Origin of the sequence: Pseudomonas sp. FBF18 (genome assembly GCF_024261405.1) — a bacterium.
In the GTDB taxonomy this organism is placed as follows: Bacteria; Pseudomonadota; Gammaproteobacteria; order Pseudomonadales; family Pseudomonadaceae; genus Aquipseudomonas; species Aquipseudomonas palmensis.
This window is the reverse complement of the sequence record NZ_QKRS01000001.1, coordinates 548188-566324: the sequence shown is the minus strand read 5'-3', so window position 1 is coordinate 566324 and position 18137 is coordinate 548188. Positions and strand designations below refer to the sequence as shown.

The following is an 18137-nucleotide window of genomic DNA, read 5'->3' as shown; positions in this document are numbered from 1 at the left end:
CGATACACTGAGAAGTGGTGGGTGATGACGGGATCGAACCGCCGACCCTCTGCTTGTAAGGCAGATGCTCTCCCGGCTGAGCTAATCACCCTTCGTCTCGGTGTGGCGCGCATTCTACGGAGCACCTCACACTCTGGCAAGCACTTTTTTAAAATTATTTTTCAGGCCTTCCAATGACTTAGCGGGCTTGGCCTGAACACGCCGCTCGGAGAATAATGCCCTCCTTATGTACCGAGGAGAGATGCACCCCATGTGGTTCAAAAACCTGCTGCCCTACCGCCTTACCCAGGACATCCAGTTCGACGCCGAGGCGTTGGAAACCGCACTGGCCAGCAAGCCGGCGCGCCCCTGTGCCAGCCAGGAGTTGACCACCTACGGTTTCGTCGCGCCCTTCGGCAAGGGCGAAGATGCGCCCCTGGTGCATGTCAGTGGCGACTTCATGCTGATCGCGGCACGCAAGGAAGAACGCATTCTGCCCGGCAGCGTGGTGCGTGATGCGGTCAAGGAGAAGATCGACGAGATCGAAGCCGAGCAGATGCGCAAGGTCTACAAGAAGGAGCGTGACCAGATCAAGGACGAGATCATCCAGGCCTTCCTGCCCCGCGCCTTTATCCGTCGTTCGATGATCTTCGCCGCCATCGCGCCCAAGCAGGGCCTGATCCTGGTCAACTCGGCCAGCGCCAAGCGTGCCGAGGACCTGCTGTCGACCCTGCGTGAAGTGATGGGCTCGTTGCCGGTGCGCCCGGTGACCGTGAAGATCGCCCCAAGCGCGACCCTGACCGACTGGGTCAAGTCGCAGAAGGCTGCGCCCGACTTCTATGTGCTGGACGAGTGCGAGCTGCGCGACACCCACGAAGACGGCGGCATCGTACGCTGCAAGCGCCAGGACCTGACCAGCGACGAGATCCAGTTGCACCTGGGTACCGGCAAGGTGGTGACGCAGCTGTCGCTGGCCTGGCAGGACAAGCTGTCGTTCGTGCTGGACGACAAGATGGTGATCAAGCGCCTGAAGTTCGAAGAGCTGCTGCAGGACCAGGCCGAGGAAGACGGCGGCGAAGAGGCCCTTGGCCAGCTCGATGCCAGCTTCACCCTGATGATGCTGACCTTCGGCGACTTCCTGCCGGCGCTGTTCGAAGCGCTGGGTGGGGAGGAGATCCCGCAGGGGGTCTGATCGTCTGCTCTCTATATAGCTATATAGAGGCCATGCGGGCCTCATCGCGGGTCAAGCCCGCTCCTACAGGGTCGCTGCAATCCTTGTGGGAGCGGGCTTGACCCGCGATGGGGCCGTCGATAATAAAAAAGGAGCCCCCCCCATGCGCGCCCTCGCTGCCCTCAGCCGCTTCGTCGGCAATACATTCGCCTGGTGGGTGCTGCTGTTTGCCCTCCTGGCCTTCTTCCAACCCGCCTGGTTCATCGGCCTCAAGGTCGCCATCGTGCCGCTGCTGGGCCTGGTGATGTTCGGCATGGGCCTGACCCTCAAGGTCGAAGACTTCGCCGCTGTGTTCCGCCAGCCCTGGCGCGTGGCCCTGGGCGTGGTCGCCCACTTCGTGATCATGCCGGGCGTGGCCTGGCTGCTGTGCCAGCTGTTCCACCTGCCCGCCGAAATCGCCGTGGGCGTGATCCTGGTCGGCTGCTGCCCAAGCGGTACCTCCTCCAATGTGATGGCGTGGCTGGCCAAGGGCGACCTGGCCCTGGCCGTGGCAATAGCCGCCGTCACCACCCTGCTCGCCCCGCTGCTGACCCCGGCGCTGATCTGGCTGCTGGCCTCGGCCTGGCTGCCGGTCTCGTTCATGGAGATGTTCTGGTCGATCCTGCAACTGGTGATGCTGCCGATCGTGCTCGGCGTGCTCGCCCAGCGCCTGCTCGGCCCGCGCGTACACCTGGCGGTGCAGGTGCTGCCGCTGGTGTCGGTGGTGAGCATCGTGCTGATCGTGTGCGCGGTGGTGGCGGCCAGCCAGGCCAAGATCGCCGAATCGGGCCTGCTGATCATGGCGGTGGTGATCCTGCACAACACCTTCGGGTTCGCCCTGGGCTACGTCACCGGCAAGCTGTTCAAGCTGCCGCTGGCCCAGCGCAAATCCCTGGCGCTGGAAGTCGGCATGCAGAACTCCGGGCTGGGCGCGGCACTGGCCAGTGCGCACTTCTCGCCCCTGGCGGCGGTGCCCAGCGCGCTGTTCAGCGTGTGGCACAACATCTCCGGTGCGCTACTCTCGACCTGGTTCCGGCGCATGGAAGAACCCGTCGCCGAAACGGCAGCGGTCGACGCCACGCGTTGACCGCCTCTTGCCCCTCGGCAAGGAAATGTGCACTATAGTGCGCACTGTGAGGACGACCTCACGACGCACCGCGTGACCGATCCGGGGACGGCCCCATCAACAGATGGAGTACTGCGCATGTCCTGGATCATCCTGTTTTTCGCCGGCCTGTTCGAAGTCGGCTGGGCCATCGGCCTCAAATACACCGACGGCTTCACCCGCCCCCTGCCCACTGTGCTCACGGTTGCCGCCATGGCGGTCAGCCTCGGCCTGCTCGGCCTTGCCATGAAGGAACTGCCGCTGGGCACCGCCTATGCGATCTGGACCGGTGTGGGCGCAGTGGGTACGGTGATCGCCGGGATCATCCTGTTTGGCGAATCCATGGCGTTGATGCGCCTGGCCAGCGTGGCACTGATCATCATCGGCCTGGTGGGGCTCAAGGTCAGCGCCAGCTGACCCTGGCCCCCGCGCCTAGCGCCAGGTGCCGCGTAGTTCGCTGACCCGCTCGCGCAACAGCGCCGGTTGCGCCGTTTCCACCGGTACGGCGCTACCGGCCACCAGGGTCACCCGCGACCACAGGCGCCGGAAAAACCCCTTGGCCGGGTCACGGCTGAAGAAACTCCCCCACAGGCCTTGCAGCGCCAACGGAATCACCGGCACCGGGGTGCGCTCCAGAATCAGGCTCAATCCGCCCTTGAATGCATCGATCTCGCCATCGGAGGTCAGCTTGCCTTCCGGGAAGATGCACACCAGCTCGCCGTCGGCCAGGTAGGCGGCAATTTTCTCGAACGCACGCTCGTAGGTCGGCAGGTCTTCGTTGCGCCCGGCAATCGGGATCGCCCCCGCAGTACGGAAGATGAAATTGAGCACCGGCAGGCGGTAGATCTTGTAGTACATGACAAAGCGGATCGGCCGGCGCACGGCCCCGGCAATAAGCAGCGCATCGACGAACGACACGTGGTTGCACACCAGCAGCGCCGCGCCTTCATCCGGGATCTTGTCCAGGTCGCGGTGTTCGACGCGGTACATGGAATGGCTGAGCAGCCAGATCATGAAGCGCATGCTGAACTCGGGCACGATGCGGAAGATGTAGGTGTTGACCGCGATATTGAGCAGCGACACCACCAGAAACAGCTGCGGGATACTCAGCTTGGCCAGCCCCAGCAACAGCATGGTGACCACGGCCGATACCACCATGAACAGTGCATTGAGGATGTTGTTGGCGGCGATCACCCGGGCACGCTCGTCTTCGGGGGTGCGCGACTGGATCAGCGCGTACAGCGGCACGATGTAGAAACCACCGAAAACACCCAGGCCCATGATCGACAGCAGGATCCACCAGGCCTTGCTCATGCCCAGCAGGGCGAGCCAGTCATACGGCGCGCCGGCGGCCGGGATATCCCCCGAATGCCACCACCACAGCAGGCCGAACACCGTCAGGCCGAACGAGCCGAACGGCACCAGGCCGATCTCCACCTTGCGCCCGCTGAGGCGCTCGCACAGCAGCGACCCCACCGCGATGCCTACCGAGAACAGCGTGAGAATCAGCGTGACCACGGTTTCGTCGCCGTGCATCCACTCCTGGGCATAGGCCGGGATCTGCGTGAGGTAGATGGCACCGACAAACCAGAACCACGAGTTGCCCACGATCGAGCGCGATACCGCCGGGGTCTGTTTCAGGCCCATGCGCAGGGTCGCGACCGTCTGGCTGAAGATGTTCCATTGCAGCTTGAGTTGCGGCGACGAGGCCGCGGCACGGGGGATTGCGCGGCTGGCCAGGTAGCCCAGCACCGCCACCAGCACCACCGCGCTGGCCACGATGGGCGCGTAGTGGGTACTGGACATCATCACCCCGGCGCCGATGGTGCCGGCCAGGATCGCCAGGAAGGTACCCATCTCCACCAGGCCGTTGCCGCCCACCAGCTCCTCTTCGCGCAGGGCCTGGGGCAGGATCGAGTACTTGACCGGGCCGAACAGTGCCGAATGGGTCCCCATGGCGAACAGCGCCACCAGCATCATCCACAGGTGGTTATAGAGAAAGCCCGCGGCGCCCACGCCCATGATGACGATCTCGGCCAGCTTGATGGTGCGGATCAGCGCATCCTTGGCGAACTTTTCGCCGAACTGGCCGGCCAGGGCCGAGAACAGGAAGAACGGCAGGATGAACAGCAGCGCGCAGAGGTTGACCAGCATCGTGCCGTCGCCGCCCAGGCTGAGCTTGTAGAGAATGGCCAGGATCAGCGATTGCTTGAACAGGTTGTCGTTGAACGCCCCCAGCGACTGGGTGACGAAAAACGGCAGAAAGCGCCGTTTTTGCAGCAGGGCAAACTGTGAGGGGTGACTCATCGTCCAGGGTCCTGAGTGGGGCTTTGTTATTGGAGGAAGCCAGCCCGCAAAAAGCCACAGATGCACGGGTAAATGCAAGCCACCGCATGAACCGCTTCGCCGACAAGGCCTTCTAGCGCCAGCAAAACCCTGCCGGAGCCGGCCTTGCCGGCGAAACTGCCACCATCGTCACTTGCCCGTGCACCCCGCAATGCACGGCGACACGAACAGCTCGCCACGCCAGGCCCCCGCCAGGGTACGGCTGGCCACCACCAGCCACAGCCCTGCCAGCGCCACCACCAGCACGTGGCCCATCACCGTGAAGAACCCCAACTGCAGCCACGCCGCCAGCTTCAACGTGGCCAGGGCATACACCCCCAGCGGAAAGGTGAAGCCCCACCAGCCCAGGTTGAACGGCATGCCATCGCGCAGATGGCGCAGCGTGATCAACACGGCAGTGAGCAACCACCACAGCCCCGCGCCCCACAGCACGATACCGGCCACCAGCCCCAGCCCGCGGGCAATCTCGCCCAGGCTGCCCAGGCCATTGGCAGCGAAGATCGCCGGTGCATCACTGCCCAGCAGCATCATGCCCAGGGCACCGGTGCCGATCGGCCCGAGTGCCAGCCAGCTCGAAGCGGCCATGCTCGCCTGGGGCAGCTTGTGCAGCGCCATGCGCAGGGTGAGGATGGTCAGGATGCTGAACGCCACCGGCAACGACACCGCCCACAGCACATAGCTGGTGATCAGTACCTGGAACTGGCGATGGACGTCCGTCAGGTGCGGGGCCAGCAGGCCGCCGCTGGCCGCGGCCACTTCGGCCGCCACCACCGGCAGCAGCCATACCGCGGTCATCTGGTCGATGCTGTGCTCCTGGCGGGTGAACATCAGGTAAGGGATCGCCACCCCGCACAGCAGCGCCAGGGCCACGTCCAGCCACCACAACGCCTCGACCCACGGCAGCACCCCCGTGCCCCACCGCTCGACTCCGAATACCAGCGCCCCATTGAGAATGGTCGCCAGGCCCATGGGGATGGTGCCGAAAAACATCGAGACCGTGGAATGCGCGAAAATCCGCCGCGCCTCATCGAAGAACATCACCCAGCGCGCGGTGTAGAGCACGCTGAACAGCACGAACAGGCTAATGGTCAGCAGCCACAGCGCCTCGGCCATACCCGACAACCCCGGCACCGCCTGCCGCAGCGCCAGCGCCAGCACGCCGGTGCCCATGGTCGCGGCGAACCAGTTGGGGGTGAACTGTCGGATCACCTCGCGCGGGTGAGCCAGGCGGCTCAGCGGGCGCAAGGGGTGGGCTATCTTGGTGCAGGTCATGGTGTCGGTCTCCTGTCCTCCGGTGAGGTGAAATCGATGTTACAACCCTATGGAATATCGATATAACGGGTAATTTCTCTAACTGTTATCTGTTTTACCTATATATAAGCCGTTCGCGAGCCTTTCAAGGCTGACGTATGCTGGCGGCTGACCTCACCGGACAAGGACGTGAACATGCTCGAAAGCCTGCGGGGCTATGGCGCCGAGGTTCGCCTGCTGCTGTGCACCACCTTCGTGCTGACCCTGGCGCGGGCCATCACCCTGCCGTACCTGGTGGTGTACCTGTCGGAGCACTTCGCCCTGGGCATCAGCGCCATCGGCCTGATGATCGGCGGTGCACTGATCGTCGGCTCGCTGCTGAGCCTGTACGGCGGCTACCTGATCGACACCCTGCGCAGCTACACGGTGATCGTGTTCTCCACCCTGGCCTTCGCCCTGGCGTTCTTCGTGGCGGTGGCCAGCCGGCAACTGGGGATGCTGTTTGCCTGCCTGGTGGTGATCAACCTCACCCTGGCAGTGGTGGACATTGCCGCCAAGGCCGGCTTCTGCGCGCTGTTGCCAGTGCAGGCACGCGGCGAGGTGTTCTCGATCAAGTACACCCTGAGCAACGTCGCCTATGCCGTCGGGCCTTTTGTTGGGGTGGCGCTGGTGCTATTGGATGACCGGCTGCCGTTCGTGCTGTCGGCATTGCTGGGGCTGGGCATGTGCCTGAGCTATCAACGCCGGGGCGAGCGTGCGGCACGCGCCGGGCTCGGCGGGCCGACGCTGGGCCTGCTGGCGGTCGGCAGGCACCTGCTCGGCGATCGGCGCCTGGTGTACTTCACCCTGGGCGGCGCGCTCAGCGCGGTGGTGTTCGGCCAGTTCACGGCCTACCTGTCGCAGTACCTGGTGACCACCACATCGGCCATCCAGGCCAACCAGACCGTCAGCTACCTGGTGGCGACCAACGCCATCACGGTGATCGCCCTGCAATACGCCATCGGCCGGCGCATCGGCAGTCGCCAGCTGATGCCCTGGCTGCTGGCCGGGATGCTGCTGTTCGTGATCGGGTTGCTGGGGTTCTCGCTGGCGCAGACATTGTGGGTGTGGTGCCTGGCGATGCTGGTGTTCACATTGGGCGAGATCATCGTGATCCCGGCCGAATACATGTTCATCGACAGCATTGCCCCGGAGCACCTGCGCGGGGTGTATTACGGCGCACAGAACCTGTCCAACCTGGGGGCGGCGCTGGGGCCGGTGCTGTGCGGGTTTGCGCTGGCACACCTGATGCCGACGGCGATGTTCTACCTGATGATGCTGTCGGTGGGGCTGGCGGGGCTGTTCTATTGCCTGGGGGCACGGCGCCAGGCCTGAAGGCCGGCGCCGACAAAGATCCACGCTGCTCTTGCCGGAAAACGCAGCACCACCGAGATCAGATAGATCGCGCTCCGCGCATCGCCGGCAGGTTCAACACCCCCGCCACCGCGCACAAACCGACCAGCACCAGCGCATACACCTCGCTGGTGGCTACCAGCCCGAACTGGCGCACCATCAACCCGGCCGCCAGCGCAGGCACACAGAACGCCAGGTAGCTCAGCACGTAGAACGTGGCCATCAAGCCCGCCCGTTCATGGGCCTCGGCCAGTGGCAGGGTGCTGCGCAACGCACCCAGAAACCCCGCACCAAAGCCGCTGCCCGCCACCAGCGTGGCGGCAAAGAACAGCACCAGGCTGGCGTTGTACAGCGCCAGCAGAATCAGCCCCACCCCGCCGGCCAGCAGCCCGGTGCCCAGCGCCAGCACCTGCTGTGCCGGGCGCAGGCGCAGCCGATAGATCGCCAGCGCACCACTGAGGGTCAGGGTCGCCACCAGCGCGCCACCGATCAGGCTGGAGCCCAGGCCGCTCACCTCCCGCACCAGCGACGGCCCCAGTGAGAGGAAGAACCCGCCAAGCGCCCACACCGCAATGTTCACCGGCAGCATGCGCCACACCGCGCCACGCGCCTGGGGCGGCACCAGCAGGCTCGGACGCAGGGCGCGCAGCGCGCCCGGCTGGCGGCTGACGCTCTCCGGCAAACGCCACACCAGCAGCGCCAGCACCACGAACAGCGCCAGCAGCACCCCATACACAAGGCGCAGCGGCCACGGCGCGAACTCCACCAGCACGCTGGTGCCCAGCGCCCCGCAGGCCATGCCCAGCAGCGGCGCCAGGCTGTTGACCAACGGCCCCTGTTCGCGGTCGGTATCGAGCAGCGCGGCGCCCAGCACACTGGTGGCCATGCCGGTGGCAAAGCCTTGCAGCAACCGCGCCGCAAGCAGCCAGGGCACCGACTCGGCCTGGATGAACAGCAGCATCGCCACGCTCTCGAGCAGCAACGACACGAAGATCACCGGCCGGCGCCCCAGGTAATCGGACAGCGACCCCACCGTCAGCAACGCCGCCAGCAGGCTCAAGGCATACACCGCAAACACCAGGGTCAGGGTTGCCGGCGAAAACTGCCACGCATGCTGATACAGCTGGTACAACGGCGTCGGCGCACTCGAAGCCGCCAGAAACCCGAGCAGCGCGACGGCCAGGTACACCAGCCGCAAACGCGCCGACGCCGGACGGCTGAACAATCCGATCATGTGCTTTCTCCACTAAAGCTAACCGTTAGCTTTTGTGCAGTCTGCGCGCCCTTAATCCTTAACGCAAACCCTTTGTGTTAAGGTCGCGCCATGGCGATCAAAGAAGGTATTCGCACGGGCGGTCGCAGCGCCCGTGTCCAGCAATCGGTGCACAGCGCCGTGCGGGCCCTGCTCCAGGAGCAGGACCGCGCGAGCCTGACCGTGCCCATGGTGGCCGCACGTGCCGGCGTCACCCCCTCGACCATCTACCGGCGCTGGGGTGAACTGGCGGCGCTGCTGGCCGACGTGGCGGTGGAGCGCCTGCACCCCGACAGTGAACCCCTCGACACCGGCACCTTGCGCGGCGACCTGCTGGCCTGGGCCGAGCAGTATCTGGACGAGATGAGCTCCGAGCCCGGCCGACACATGATGCGCGACGTGCTCAGCAGCGCCTGCCCCGGCTACTGCACCACCCTGCTGCGCGGCCAGTTGCAGACCTTGCTGGACCGCGCGCAGCAGCGTGGCGAAGCCGGCCCCGGGGTGGAACGGCTGCTCGACCTGCTGGTGGCTCCCACGGTGTTTCGCATTCTGTTCGCCGAAGCGCCCCCGCGCCTGCAGCAGCTGCATGAACTGGTCGAACTGGCCCTGCGCGACTGAGCACTGCGACGCTCTGCCACTGCGACCTTCGTCGGCGCTGACGAAGTGAGAACGGCGTGCCAGACTGATTGATCGTGGTTGGCCGTTACCGTTTTTTCGTTCGGAGTTTTCATGTCGCTGTCCAGCGGGCTGATCGCCCTGGTCGCCCTGGCCTATATGGCCATCATGTTCGCCATCGCCTTCTACGGCGACCGGCGCAGCACCCCGCTGCCGCCACGCCTGCGCGCGTGGGTGTACAGCCTGTCGCTGGCGGTGTACTGCACCAGCTGGACCTTCTTCGGCGCGGTCGGCCAGGCCGCCGAACAACTCTGGGCCTTTCTGCCCATCTACCTGGGGCCGGTACTGCTGATGCTGTTTGCACCCTGGGTGCTGCAGAAGATGGTGCTGATCAGCAAGCAGGAGAACATCACCTCCATCGCCGACTTCATTGCCGCGCGCTACGGCAAGTCCCAGACCCTGGCGGTGGTGGTGGCGCTGATCTGCCTGGTGGGCGTGCTGCCGTACATCGCCTTGCAGCTCAAGGGCATCGTGCTGGGGGTCAACCTGCTGATCGGTGCCGGGGCCGATGCCACCGGCAGCCGCGTGCAGGACACCGCGCTGGTGGTGTCGCTGGTGCTGGCGCTGTTCAGCATCGTGTTCGGTACCCGCAGCCTGGATGTGACCGAGCACCACCGCGGCATGGTGCTGGCCATCGCCTTCGAATCGCTGGTCAAGCTGCTGGCGTTTCTCGCCGTGGGCGCGTTCATCACCTTCAGTCTGTATGACGGCTTCGACGACCTGTTCAGCCAGGCCCGCCTGGCGCCCGCCCTTGACGGCTACTGGCAGGAAACCATCAACTGGCCGTCGATGATCGTGCAGACCGGCGTGGCGATGATGGCGATCATCTGCCTGCCGCGCCAGTTCCATGTCACCGTGGTGGAGAACATCGAACCGCAGGACATGCGCCTGGCACGCTGGGTGTTTCCGGCCTACCTGATCCTCGCCGCGCTGTTCGTGGTGCCGATTGCCCTGGCCGGGCAGATGCTGCTGCCCAACTCGGTGCTGCCGGACTCGTTCGTGATCAGCCTGCCGCTGGCCGAAGCACACCCGGCGCTGGCCTTGCTGGCCTTCATCGGCGGCGCCTCGGCCGCCACCGGCATGGTCATCGTCGAGGCCGTGGCGCTGTCGACCATGGTCTCCAACGACATGCTGCTGCCCTGGCTGCTGCGGCGCAACAACGCCGAGCGCCCGTTCGAGGTGTTCCGCCACTGGATGCTCACGGTACGCCGGGTGACCATCGTGGTGATCCTGCTGCTGGCCTACGTCAGCTACCGCCTGCTGGGCTCCACCGCCAGCCTGGCCACCATCGGCCAGGTCGCCTTTGCCGCCGTCACCCAACTGGCCCCGGCCATGCTCGGTGCGCTGTACTGGAAGCAGGCCAACCGCCGCGGCGTGTTCGCCGGCCTGGCCACCGGCACCTTCCTGTGGTTCTACACCCTGGTACTGCCGATTGCCGCCCACAGCGTGGGCTGGTCGCTGGAGCTGTTCCCGGGCCTGGCCTGGCTGCACGGCAACCCGCTCAACCTGCCGATCACCCCGCTGACCCAGGGCGTGGTGCTGTCGCTGGCAGGCAACTTCACGGTGTTCGCCTGGGTTTCGATCCTGTCGCGCACGCGGGTATCGGAGCACTGGCAGGCCGGGCGCTTCATTGGCCAGGAAACCAGCGCGCGGCCCAGCAGCCGTTCGCTGCTGGCGGTACAGATCGACGACCTGCTGCACCTGGCCGCGCGCTTCGTCGGCGAAGAGCGTGCGCGCCAGAGCTTCATCCGCTTCGCCTATCGCCAGGGCAAGGGCTTCAACCCCAACCAGAACGCCGACGGCGAATGGATCGAGCACACCGAGCGCCTGCTGTCCGGCGTGCTCGGCACCTCCTCGACCCGCGCCGTGGTCAAGGCGGCCATCGAAGGCCGCGACATGCAGCTGGAGGACGTGGTACGCATCGCCGATGAAGCCTCCGAGGTGCTGCAGTTCAACCGCGCCCTGCTGCAAGGGGCCATCGAGAACATCAGCCAGGGCATCAGCGTGGTCGACCAGTCGCTGCGCCTGGTGGCCTGGAACCGTCGCTACCTGGAACTGTTCAACTACCCCGACGGGCTGATCAGTGTCGGCCGGCCGATTGCCGACATCATCCGCTACAACGCCGAACGCGGCCTGTGCGGCCCGGGCGAGGCCCAGGTGCATGTGGCGCGGCGCCTGCACTGGATGCGTCAGGGGCGCGCGCACACCTCCGAGCGGCTGTTCCCCAATGGCCGGGTGATCGAGCTGATCGGCAACCCCATGCCCGGCGGCGGGTTCGTGATGAGCTTTACCGACATCACCCCCTTCCGCGAGGCCGAGCAGGCCCTCAAGGACGCCAACGAAGGCCTGGAGCAGCGCGTGGCCGAGCGAACCCACGAGCTGTCGCAACTGAACCTGGCGCTGACCGAGGCCAAGAGCCATGCCGAAGCGGCCAACAAGTCCAAGACCCGCTTCCTGGCGGCCGTGAGCCACGACCTGATGCAGCCGCTGAACGCCGCACGGCTGTTCTCCGCCGCGTTGTCGCACCAGGAAGAGGGCCTGTCGGGCGACGCCCAGCAACTGGTGCAGCACATGGACAGCGCCCTGCGTTCGGCCGAAGAGCTGATCAGCGACCTGCTGGACATCTCGCGCCTGGAGAACGGCAAGATCAACCCGGACGCCAAGCCGTTCGCCCTCAGCGAACTGTTCGACGCCCTGGGTGCCGAGTTCAAGGTACTGGCCCAGCAGCAGGGCCTGGATTTTCGCGTGCGTGGCAGCAAGCTGCGGGTGCACAGCGACGTCAAGCTGCTGCGGCGTATCCTGCAGAACTTCCTCACCAACGCCTTCCGCTATGGCAAGAGCCCGATCCTGCTGGGCGTGCGCCGCGCCGGGGACCGCCTGTGGCTGGAAGTGTGGGACCGCGGCCCGGGCATTGCCGACGACAAGCTGCAGGTGATCTTCGAGGAATTCAAGCGCCTGGACAGCCACCAGACCCGCGCCGAAAAAGGCCTGGGCCTGGGCCTGGCGATCGCCGACGGCCTGTGCAAGGTGCTCGGCCACCCGCTGGAGGTGCGCTCATCGCCCGGCAAGGGCAGCGTGTTCCGCGTCAGCGTACCGCTGGCCAGCGCCGCGAGCCCGGCCCAGGCAAAGGCAGCCGAACAGGCCGGCCAGCCGCTGGCGGGGTTGCAGGTGCTGTGCGTGGACAACGAAGACAGCATCCTGATCGGCATGAACAGCCTGCTCAGCCGCTGGGGCTGCCTGGTGTCGACGGCGCGCAACCGCGAGGAATGCGCCGCCCTGCTCGACAAGGGCCTGCGCCCGCATCTGGCGTTGGTGGACTACCACCTGGACAACGGCGAAATCGGTACCGAACTGATGGCCTGGCTACGCACGCGCCTGGGCGAGCCGGTGCCGGGGGTGGTGATCAGTGCCGACGGCCACGGCGAGACCGTGGCGCGGGTACATGCCGCCGGCCTCGACTACCTGAGCAAGCCGGTCAAGCCGGCGGCCCTGCGCGCCCTGCTCAATCGTCATCTGAGCCTGGTGCAGTAAGGCCTTCGGCAAGGTTGTCGGTGCCGCCCATGGCGCGCTCCAGCAGGTCGGCCGGCAGGCTCTTGCTGGCCCGCGCGCCGAGCAGCTTGAGCTGCTCGCTGCGACTGATCAGGTTGCCGCGCCCCTCGCAGAGCTTGTTGCGCGCTGCGGCATAGGCCTTGTCGACCTGCTGCAGGCGGTTGCCCAGCTCGTCCAGGTCCTGGATGAACAACACGAACTTGTCGTACAGCCAGCCGGCGCGCTCGGCGATCTCGCGGGCGTTCTGGCTCTGGCGCTCCTGTTTCCACAGGCTGTCGATGACCCGCAGGGTGGCGAGCAACGTGGTCGGGCTGACGATCACGATCTGGCGGTCGAAGGCCTCCTGGAACAGGTTGGGCTCGGCCTGCAGCGCCGCCGAAAACGCCGCCTCGATGGGCACGAACAACAGCACGAAATCCAGGCTGTGCAGGCCCTCGAGGCGGTTGTAGTCCTTCCCCGAGAGGCCTTTGACATGGTTGCGCAGCGACAGCACATGCTGCTTGAGCGCAGCCTGGGCCACGTCGGTTTCACTGGCGTTTACATATTGCTGGTAGGCCGTGAGGCTGACCTTGGAGTCGACCACCACCTGCTTGTCGCCGGGCAGCATGATCAGCACGTCGGGCTGGAAACGCTCGCCATCGGCGCTCTTGAGGCTGACCTGGGTCTGGTATTCGCGGCCCTTTTCGAGCCCCGCATGTTCCAGCACCCGCTCCAGAATCAACTCGCCCCAGTTGCCCTGGGTCTTCTGGCCCTTGAGTGCCTGGGTCAGGTTGGTGGCCTCGTCGCTCAGGCGCTGGTTCAACTGCTGCAGGCGCTCGAGTTCCTTGCCCAGCGAAAAGCGCTCGCGGGCTTCCTGTTGGTAGCTTTCCTCGACGCGCTTCTCGAACGACTGGATACGCTCCTTGAGCGGGTCGAGCAGTTGCCCCAGGTGCTGCTGGCTGGTCTGGGCGAAACGCTGCTCGCGCTCGTCGAAAATCTTCGTCGCCATTTCGGCAAACTGTGCACGCAGCTCGTCGCGCGAGCCCTGCAGATCGTTCAGGCGCTGCTGGTGGCTGTCCTGCTGCTCGCGCAGTTCGGCGGCAAGGCCGGCGCAGCGCGCTTCGAGGCGGCGCAGCTCGGCTTCACGGGCGTTGCGTTCAAGGTTCCAGGCATGGGCGGCATCGCGTGCGTTGTCGCGCTCGATCTGCAGCAACTCCAGCTCGCGGCCCTGAGCGGCCAGGCTGGCCTGCTTGGCGGCATTGGCCTGGCCCAGGTCGCTGATTTCGTCACGGCTGGCGTCGAGTTGCGCGCTCAGGCCCTCCTGGGCCAGCAGCGCACTGCTCAGGCGCTCCTCGGCCAGTGCGGCGGCGGCCTGCCTGTCAGCCAGCTGACGTTGCAGACGCACCAGCACCACCACAGCGGGCAAAGCCGCCACCACCATTCCCAGCACGATGCTGGTCAGATCCATTGCAGCCATAGACAGCATGCTCACCCCCAGGGAAATCCCCCAGAGCTTAACAGCCCCGGGCGGTCGATCAGTGGCTCGTGAGTTGCCCGAGCAGCCGCACGGCTTCTTTGGAGCCCTGCGCGGCAGCTTGTTCCAGCCAGTAACGTGCCTGCTCCGGCTCGTTGACCTGGGGCTGGGTGCACAGACGGCCGTATTCGAGCTGTGCCCTGCGGTCACCGGCCCGGGCAGCCTGGCGCAGCAGCTCGTGGCCGATGCGCCGGTCACGGGCGTTGCCGCAATCGCGGCACAGCATCTGCCCCAGCCGGCTCTGCGCCACCACCACACCCTGGCGTGCCGGTTGCTTGAGCAGGCGCCCGGCGATGTGCTTGACGTTGGGGTTGTCGCCCAGGCGCGGGCTGTCGAGCAGCCACAGGGCCACCTTCAACGAAAAACGTCGGGGCTCGGCAACGGGGGGTTGGGCAGTGGGGCTTGGGGTTTTGCTGCGAAACTTCATAAAAAACGGCGAAGGCAACTCGAGAGGCGCGCCACTCTACCGGATTTTCTCGTGCATGGCCCGAGGGAATTCGAGGCTTTTTTCCTTCAGGCGATGTTTTTTTTTGACACGTCAGTAGACATTTCGCGCGAGCCGAAATGCGCCGCGAAAATTGTCAGACACTTCCTGCATTGCTGGCACCCGCGTCCTAGAGCAGACCCGCATGACAATCCACAGAAGCTGTGGATAACTCGGTGGACAACCCCCTCCTACACCCCGCAAACCCCGGTAGAATGGGGCCCGCGCTCAAACTGACGATTTTTTCACCAGCTAAAAAAAGTGTTTTTTTTCATTGACTTGTACTTTCGAACTGGTCATCGCCAGGGCCCTGCCGCGGTGTAGCGCCACATTGACAAGAGGTGTTACAGGTGTGGACAGGTGCCCCAAAGCGAGGCACGGGATTGCACGAAAATGCTCCGCACGCGCGGTGGTGCCTCCTGGGGCCCTCTTCACAGAACAGCCTGAAATCGAGATAATGGCCGGCTTGGCGCACGAAAAGCACAAAGGGTTGCCACAACCTGAAAACTGCTGTAGTGTTGCCAGCGTTAGTACCAAGCTGAAACTCAATTCTGGCCAAAGCAGTCCTTGCAGCGTCCTGATCCGACAACGGAACAGCACCTGTTGAAACCAGGACCGGCCCACTTGATGACTCCCAGGTAACCATTACCTACTCTTGGCGAGTCACCCTGCAGATTGAACAGGATCTTCACACAGCGGCGCAGAACCTTAGCCCTGACGTGTTGCCTGTCTTCCTAGTACCTACCAGTCAGCCCTGGCGCCACCTAATCAATGCGCTTACCTCTGGCTGCCCTGTTCCAGTCAGGTTCTTCGCTCTAGCCCTAAAGCTTTGCGTTACTGGAACGTTTTATATGAACACGGCTCTTATGCTGTGTCTTTTGCAGGAACATCTAATAACTATGAATACATCCATCCATACTCAGGCTGCCATTCGCACCCTTAGCCAGGCATTTGCCCCGTTGAACTGCATGATCCATGCGGCGCGCAAGGGCAGCTTCAGCTTTACCCTGGTCAATGAACACGGCATTGCTCGTCACAGCGAGCGTCTGTATCCGGAGCAGTACGAGAGTGCTGAGCCGCTGCAAGCGGTGATTGACCGGACTCGCCAGGCACTGGTTGCCTGATGGTCGTCTGAGACGCAAGAAGCCCTGCCGATTGGCGGGGCTTTTTTATGCCTGAAATTCAGTGACCGCCGCGCTCGACCTGCCCTCTGCAAGGCCCGGATTCATTGGCCAAACCCCAACCACCGAAAGCGCTTTAACCCCCACGGCCTAATACCCAAGCGTCATATGGGTTATGCCAAGCCACCACAATCGATTTAAAAACAGTCCTTTACAGCATAGATATGACACTACACTTCAACTCAAGCGGCCTTGCCCGCTTCCGGCGGGCCTGACCCCGACCCACCTGCTGCCAAGCACCAGCGTCCCGCCGGCCATTTACGAAGTTCGAGGGCATTATGGCTATCGCCGCGAGCGAGTTGAGTGAATTCGTCATCCGCCCCACCCTGTTGTACCTGGGCCGCTACTGCCCCAGCGCCGAAGCCCTGCTGCTGGGCATCGCAGCCAGCCAGTCGGGCATGGGTTCGGCCCTGCACGACCGCCGTGGCCACGGCCTGTACCGCATCGGCGAACTGCGCCACCAATCGATCTGGGACCAGTTCCTGGCCCACGACCCCGAACTGGCCAGCCTGGTCCGCGGCCTCGCCAGCCAGCACGCGTTCCTCAGCGGCCCGCACCTGGAACTGACCGTCAACCTGCGCTACGCCACTGCCATCGCCTGGATGCTGGTCGAAGAAAAGGCGCTGCCGCTACCAGAATCCGACGACCTGCTAGGTCTCGCAAGAATCTGGCGTCAAACATTCCAGCCCCACGCCCGTTTACGCGACTTCACCCAGGCCTGGCAGGCATGCGTCGGCAAACCGGCACTCCAGGCCTGCTGAGAACCATTTTCAAACAACCGGATAAAATCAGCGAATCTGGTCGGATTGTCCTACAAAAACGCGGTATCTCCTGATTTAGAGCCTATAGCGCACGTCCAAAATTATTGATACTTTGCGCTCCGGTGATCCCATGGAGTTCTAATAATGAAAAAAGTAATACTCAAATCCTCACTCGGCCTCGCTGTCGCTTTCGCATCAACTCAACTCTTCGCCAGCGGTTTTGCCCTCAACGAGCAAAGCATCAGCGGCATGGGCACAGGTTTCGCGGGTCGTTCTTCTTCTGCCGATGACGCCAGCACCGTGTTTGGCAACCCTGCCGGCATGTCCCGCCTCAAACGCGAACAAGTGACCGTCGGCGGCGCGGCCATCATTGCCAAGTCCGACATCAAGGGCAGCGGCACCTTCGGCGGCAGCAACGACGGCGACATGGTCCCCGTGGTTGGCGTACCGATGGGCTACTACGTCAAGCCGATCGATGACCACTGGGCATTCGGCTTCGGGGTCTACGTGCCTTTCGGCCTGATCACCGACTACGAGCACGGCTTTGCCGGCCGCTACTTCGGCAGCAAGAGCGAAGTTCAGGTCGTGACCCTGCAACCGACCATCAGCTACGCCTTCAACGACAAGGTCTCGATCGGTTTCGGCCCGACCATCAACCGTATCGACGGCACCCTGGAGTCCGCCGCGCTGAACCGCGCCACCCCAGGCAGCAACGACGGCAAGGTCAAGATCACCGGTGACGACACCGCCGTCGGCTACAACATCGGCGTGATGGTGCAGGCCACCGACAGAACCCGCGTCGGCCTGACCTACCACTCGATGGTCGACTACAAGCTCAAGGGCGACACCAAGATCAGCGGCCCGGGCTTCGGCCCGTTCAGCGGCAGCAAGTTCGACGCCTCGCTGAAGATCAAGACCCCCGAGTCGGTCGACTTCTCGGTCACCCACGAACTGGATGACAACTGGACCCTGTACGCGGGCAGCACCTGGACACGCTGGAGCCGCCTGGAGTCCATCGTGGTCAACAACGAGGGCACCGGGCCACTGGCACCGGCACTGGGCCAGATCGCCGAAGAACAGAACTGGCACGACACCTGGGCCCACGCCATCGGCGCTGCCTACAAGCTGAACAAGGAATGGACCCTGCGCGCCGGCTTCTCCGTCGACCAGTCGCCAGCCAACAACCAGAACCGTTCGCCACGCATCCCAACCGGCGACCGCAAGGTGTTCAGCCTGGGGGCAGGCTGGAACCCGAGCGACGACATGACCATCGACGTGGCCTACTCGTACCTGATGGAAGAAGACGTCAAGATTCACCAGAGCACCGCCATCACCGACCCTTCGTTCAAGGGCTCGTACAACGCCAAGTACGAAAACAGTGCACACGGCCTGGGTGCTTCGCTGACCTACCGCTTCTGATCGCTGTTGCATGAAAAAAC

The 18137-nt window shown here is 64.5% G+C and carries 14 protein-coding genes and 1 tRNA gene; 9 read left to right on the top strand and 6 right to left on the bottom strand.

The features are described 5' to 3' along the window. Window positions 1-15: 15 nt before the first annotated feature. Window positions 16-91 (bottom strand) — tRNA-Val (locus DN387_RS02690). A gap of 159 nt (window positions 92-250) precedes the next feature. Here DN387_RS02690 and rdgC point away from each other — a divergent pair. The 3 genes from rdgC (at window position 251) to sugE (ending at window position 2711) form a co-directional block, all read left to right on the top strand. Continuing rightward, on the top strand, window positions 251-1171 hold the full coding sequence (gene rdgC, locus DN387_RS02685) for a recombination-associated protein RdgC (protein WP_043860018.1): 921 nt from the start codon (window positions 251-253) through the stop codon (window positions 1169-1171). A gap of 142 nt (window positions 1172-1313) precedes the next feature. Next, window positions 1314-2276 carry a bile acid:sodium symporter family protein gene (locus tag DN387_RS02680; protein ID WP_043860017.1) on the top strand — a complete coding sequence of 321 codons (963 nt, stop codon included), beginning with the start codon at window positions 1314-1316 and terminating at the stop codon, window positions 2274-2276. A gap of 117 nt (window positions 2277-2393) precedes the next feature. Further along, the gene (gene sugE, locus DN387_RS02675) at window positions 2394-2711 is read left to right on the top strand and encodes a quaternary ammonium compound efflux SMR transporter SugE (protein ID WP_043860016.1); all 318 of its coding nucleotides are present in this window, start codon (window positions 2394-2396) and stop codon (window positions 2709-2711) included. A 15-nt stretch (window positions 2712-2726) separates the two neighbouring features. Here the strand turns inward: sugE and DN387_RS02670 are convergent, their stop codons facing one another. Both DN387_RS02670 and DN387_RS02665 read right to left on the bottom strand, forming a co-directional pair. Next, window positions 2727-4601 (bottom strand): MFS transporter, encoded by a 1875-nt coding sequence (locus tag DN387_RS02670; protein WP_043860015.1) that lies wholly within the window; start codon window positions 4599-4601, stop codon window positions 2727-2729. Between the two features lie 168 nt (window positions 4602-4769). Further along, window positions 4770-5912, bottom strand: coding sequence for a TDT family transporter (locus DN387_RS02665; RefSeq protein ID WP_054914677.1), 1143 nt, complete (start codon window positions 5910-5912; stop codon window positions 4770-4772). Between the two features lie 174 nt (window positions 5913-6086). Here DN387_RS02665 and DN387_RS02660 point away from each other — a divergent pair, with 174 nt between their 5' ends. Further along, window positions 6087-7265 (top strand): MFS transporter, encoded by a 1179-nt coding sequence (locus DN387_RS02660; RefSeq protein ID WP_043860013.1) that lies wholly within the window; start codon window positions 6087-6089, stop codon window positions 7263-7265. A 58-nt stretch (window positions 7266-7323) separates the two neighbouring features. On the opposite strand, the gene DN387_RS02655 is transcribed toward DN387_RS02660, so the two are convergent. After that, window positions 7324-8517: an MFS transporter gene (locus DN387_RS02655; protein WP_054914678.1), complete on the bottom strand. Its 1194-nt coding sequence runs from the start codon at window positions 8515-8517 to the stop codon at window positions 7324-7326. Between the two features lie 90 nt (window positions 8518-8607). Between DN387_RS02655 and DN387_RS02650 the strand changes: the two genes are divergently transcribed. Further along, complete coding sequence (locus tag DN387_RS02650) at window positions 8608-9153, top strand: TetR/AcrR family transcriptional regulator (protein WP_054914679.1); 546 nt, start codon at window positions 8608-8610, stop codon at window positions 9151-9153. 111 nt (window positions 9154-9264) lie between these two features. Further along, window positions 9265-12741 carry a hybrid sensor histidine kinase/response regulator gene (locus DN387_RS02645; RefSeq protein ID WP_054914680.1) on the top strand — a complete coding sequence of 1159 codons (3477 nt, stop codon included), beginning with the start codon at window positions 9265-9267 and terminating at the stop codon, window positions 12739-12741. On the opposite strand, the gene rmuC is transcribed toward DN387_RS02645, so the two are convergent. Further along, window positions 12713-14098, bottom strand: a complete 1386-nt coding sequence (gene rmuC / locus DN387_RS02640; protein ID WP_162484864.1) for a DNA recombination protein RmuC — start codon at window positions 14096-14098, stop codon at window positions 12713-12715. The genes DN387_RS02645 and rmuC overlap by 29 nt on opposite strands. A 175-nt stretch (window positions 14099-14273) precedes the next feature. Next, on the bottom strand, window positions 14274-14699 hold the full coding sequence (locus DN387_RS02635) for a tetratricopeptide repeat protein (RefSeq protein ID WP_054914681.1): 426 nt from the start codon (window positions 14697-14699) through the stop codon (window positions 14274-14276). 956 nt (window positions 14700-15655) lie between these two features. Between DN387_RS02635 and DN387_RS02630 the strand changes: the two genes are divergently transcribed. The 3 genes from DN387_RS02630 (at window position 15656) to DN387_RS02620 (ending at window position 18117) form a co-directional block, all read left to right on the top strand. Then, entirely contained in the window at window positions 15656-15880 is a 225-nt protein-coding gene (locus tag DN387_RS02630) for a hypothetical protein (RefSeq protein WP_043862639.1), read from the top strand. A gap of 335 nt (window positions 15881-16215) precedes the next feature. Beyond that, on the top strand, window positions 16216-16698 hold the full coding sequence (locus DN387_RS02625; RefSeq protein WP_054914682.1) for a hypothetical protein: 483 nt from the start codon (window positions 16216-16218) through the stop codon (window positions 16696-16698). Between the two features lie 144 nt (window positions 16699-16842). Beyond that, complete coding sequence (locus DN387_RS02620; RefSeq protein WP_043862525.1) at window positions 16843-18117, top strand: OmpP1/FadL family transporter; 1275 nt, start codon at window positions 16843-16845, stop codon at window positions 18115-18117. The last annotated feature ends 20 nt before the right edge of the window (window positions 18118-18137 follow it).

Coding starts and splice junctions, on each gene's coding strand:
- DN387_RS02670 (WP_043860015.1), bottom strand. CDS start 4,601: ATGAGTCACCCCTCACAGTTTGCCCTGCTGCAAAAACGGCGCTTTCTG.
- DN387_RS02650 (WP_054914679.1), top strand. CDS start 8,608: ATGGCGATCAAAGAAGGTATTCGCACGGGCGGTCGCAGCGCCCGTGTC.
- rdgC (WP_043860018.1), top strand. CDS start 251: ATGTGGTTCAAAAACCTGCTGCCCTACCGCCTTACCCAGGACATCCAG.
- DN387_RS02630 (WP_043862639.1), top strand. CDS start 15,656: ATGAATACATCCATCCATACTCAGGCTGCCATTCGCACCCTTAGCCAG.
- DN387_RS02620 (WP_043862525.1), top strand. CDS start 16,843: ATGAAAAAAGTAATACTCAAATCCTCACTCGGCCTCGCTGTCGCTTTC.
- DN387_RS02645 (WP_054914680.1), top strand. CDS start 9,265: ATGTCGCTGTCCAGCGGGCTGATCGCCCTGGTCGCCCTGGCCTATATG.
- DN387_RS02680 (WP_043860017.1), top strand. CDS start 1,314: ATGCGCGCCCTCGCTGCCCTCAGCCGCTTCGTCGGCAATACATTCGCC.
- DN387_RS02665 (WP_054914677.1), bottom strand. CDS start 5,912: ATGACCTGCACCAAGATAGCCCACCCCTTGCGCCCGCTGAGCCGCCTG.
- sugE (WP_043860016.1), top strand. CDS start 2,394: ATGTCCTGGATCATCCTGTTTTTCGCCGGCCTGTTCGAAGTCGGCTGG.
- DN387_RS02625 (WP_054914682.1), top strand. CDS start 16,216: ATGGCTATCGCCGCGAGCGAGTTGAGTGAATTCGTCATCCGCCCCACC.
- DN387_RS02660 (WP_043860013.1), top strand. CDS start 6,087: ATGCTCGAAAGCCTGCGGGGCTATGGCGCCGAGGTTCGCCTGCTGCTG.
- DN387_RS02655 (WP_054914678.1), bottom strand. CDS start 8,517: ATGATCGGATTGTTCAGCCGTCCGGCGTCGGCGCGTTTGCGGCTGGTG.
- DN387_RS02635 (WP_054914681.1), bottom strand. CDS start 14,699: ATGAAGTTTCGCAGCAAAACCCCAAGCCCCACTGCCCAACCCCCCGTT.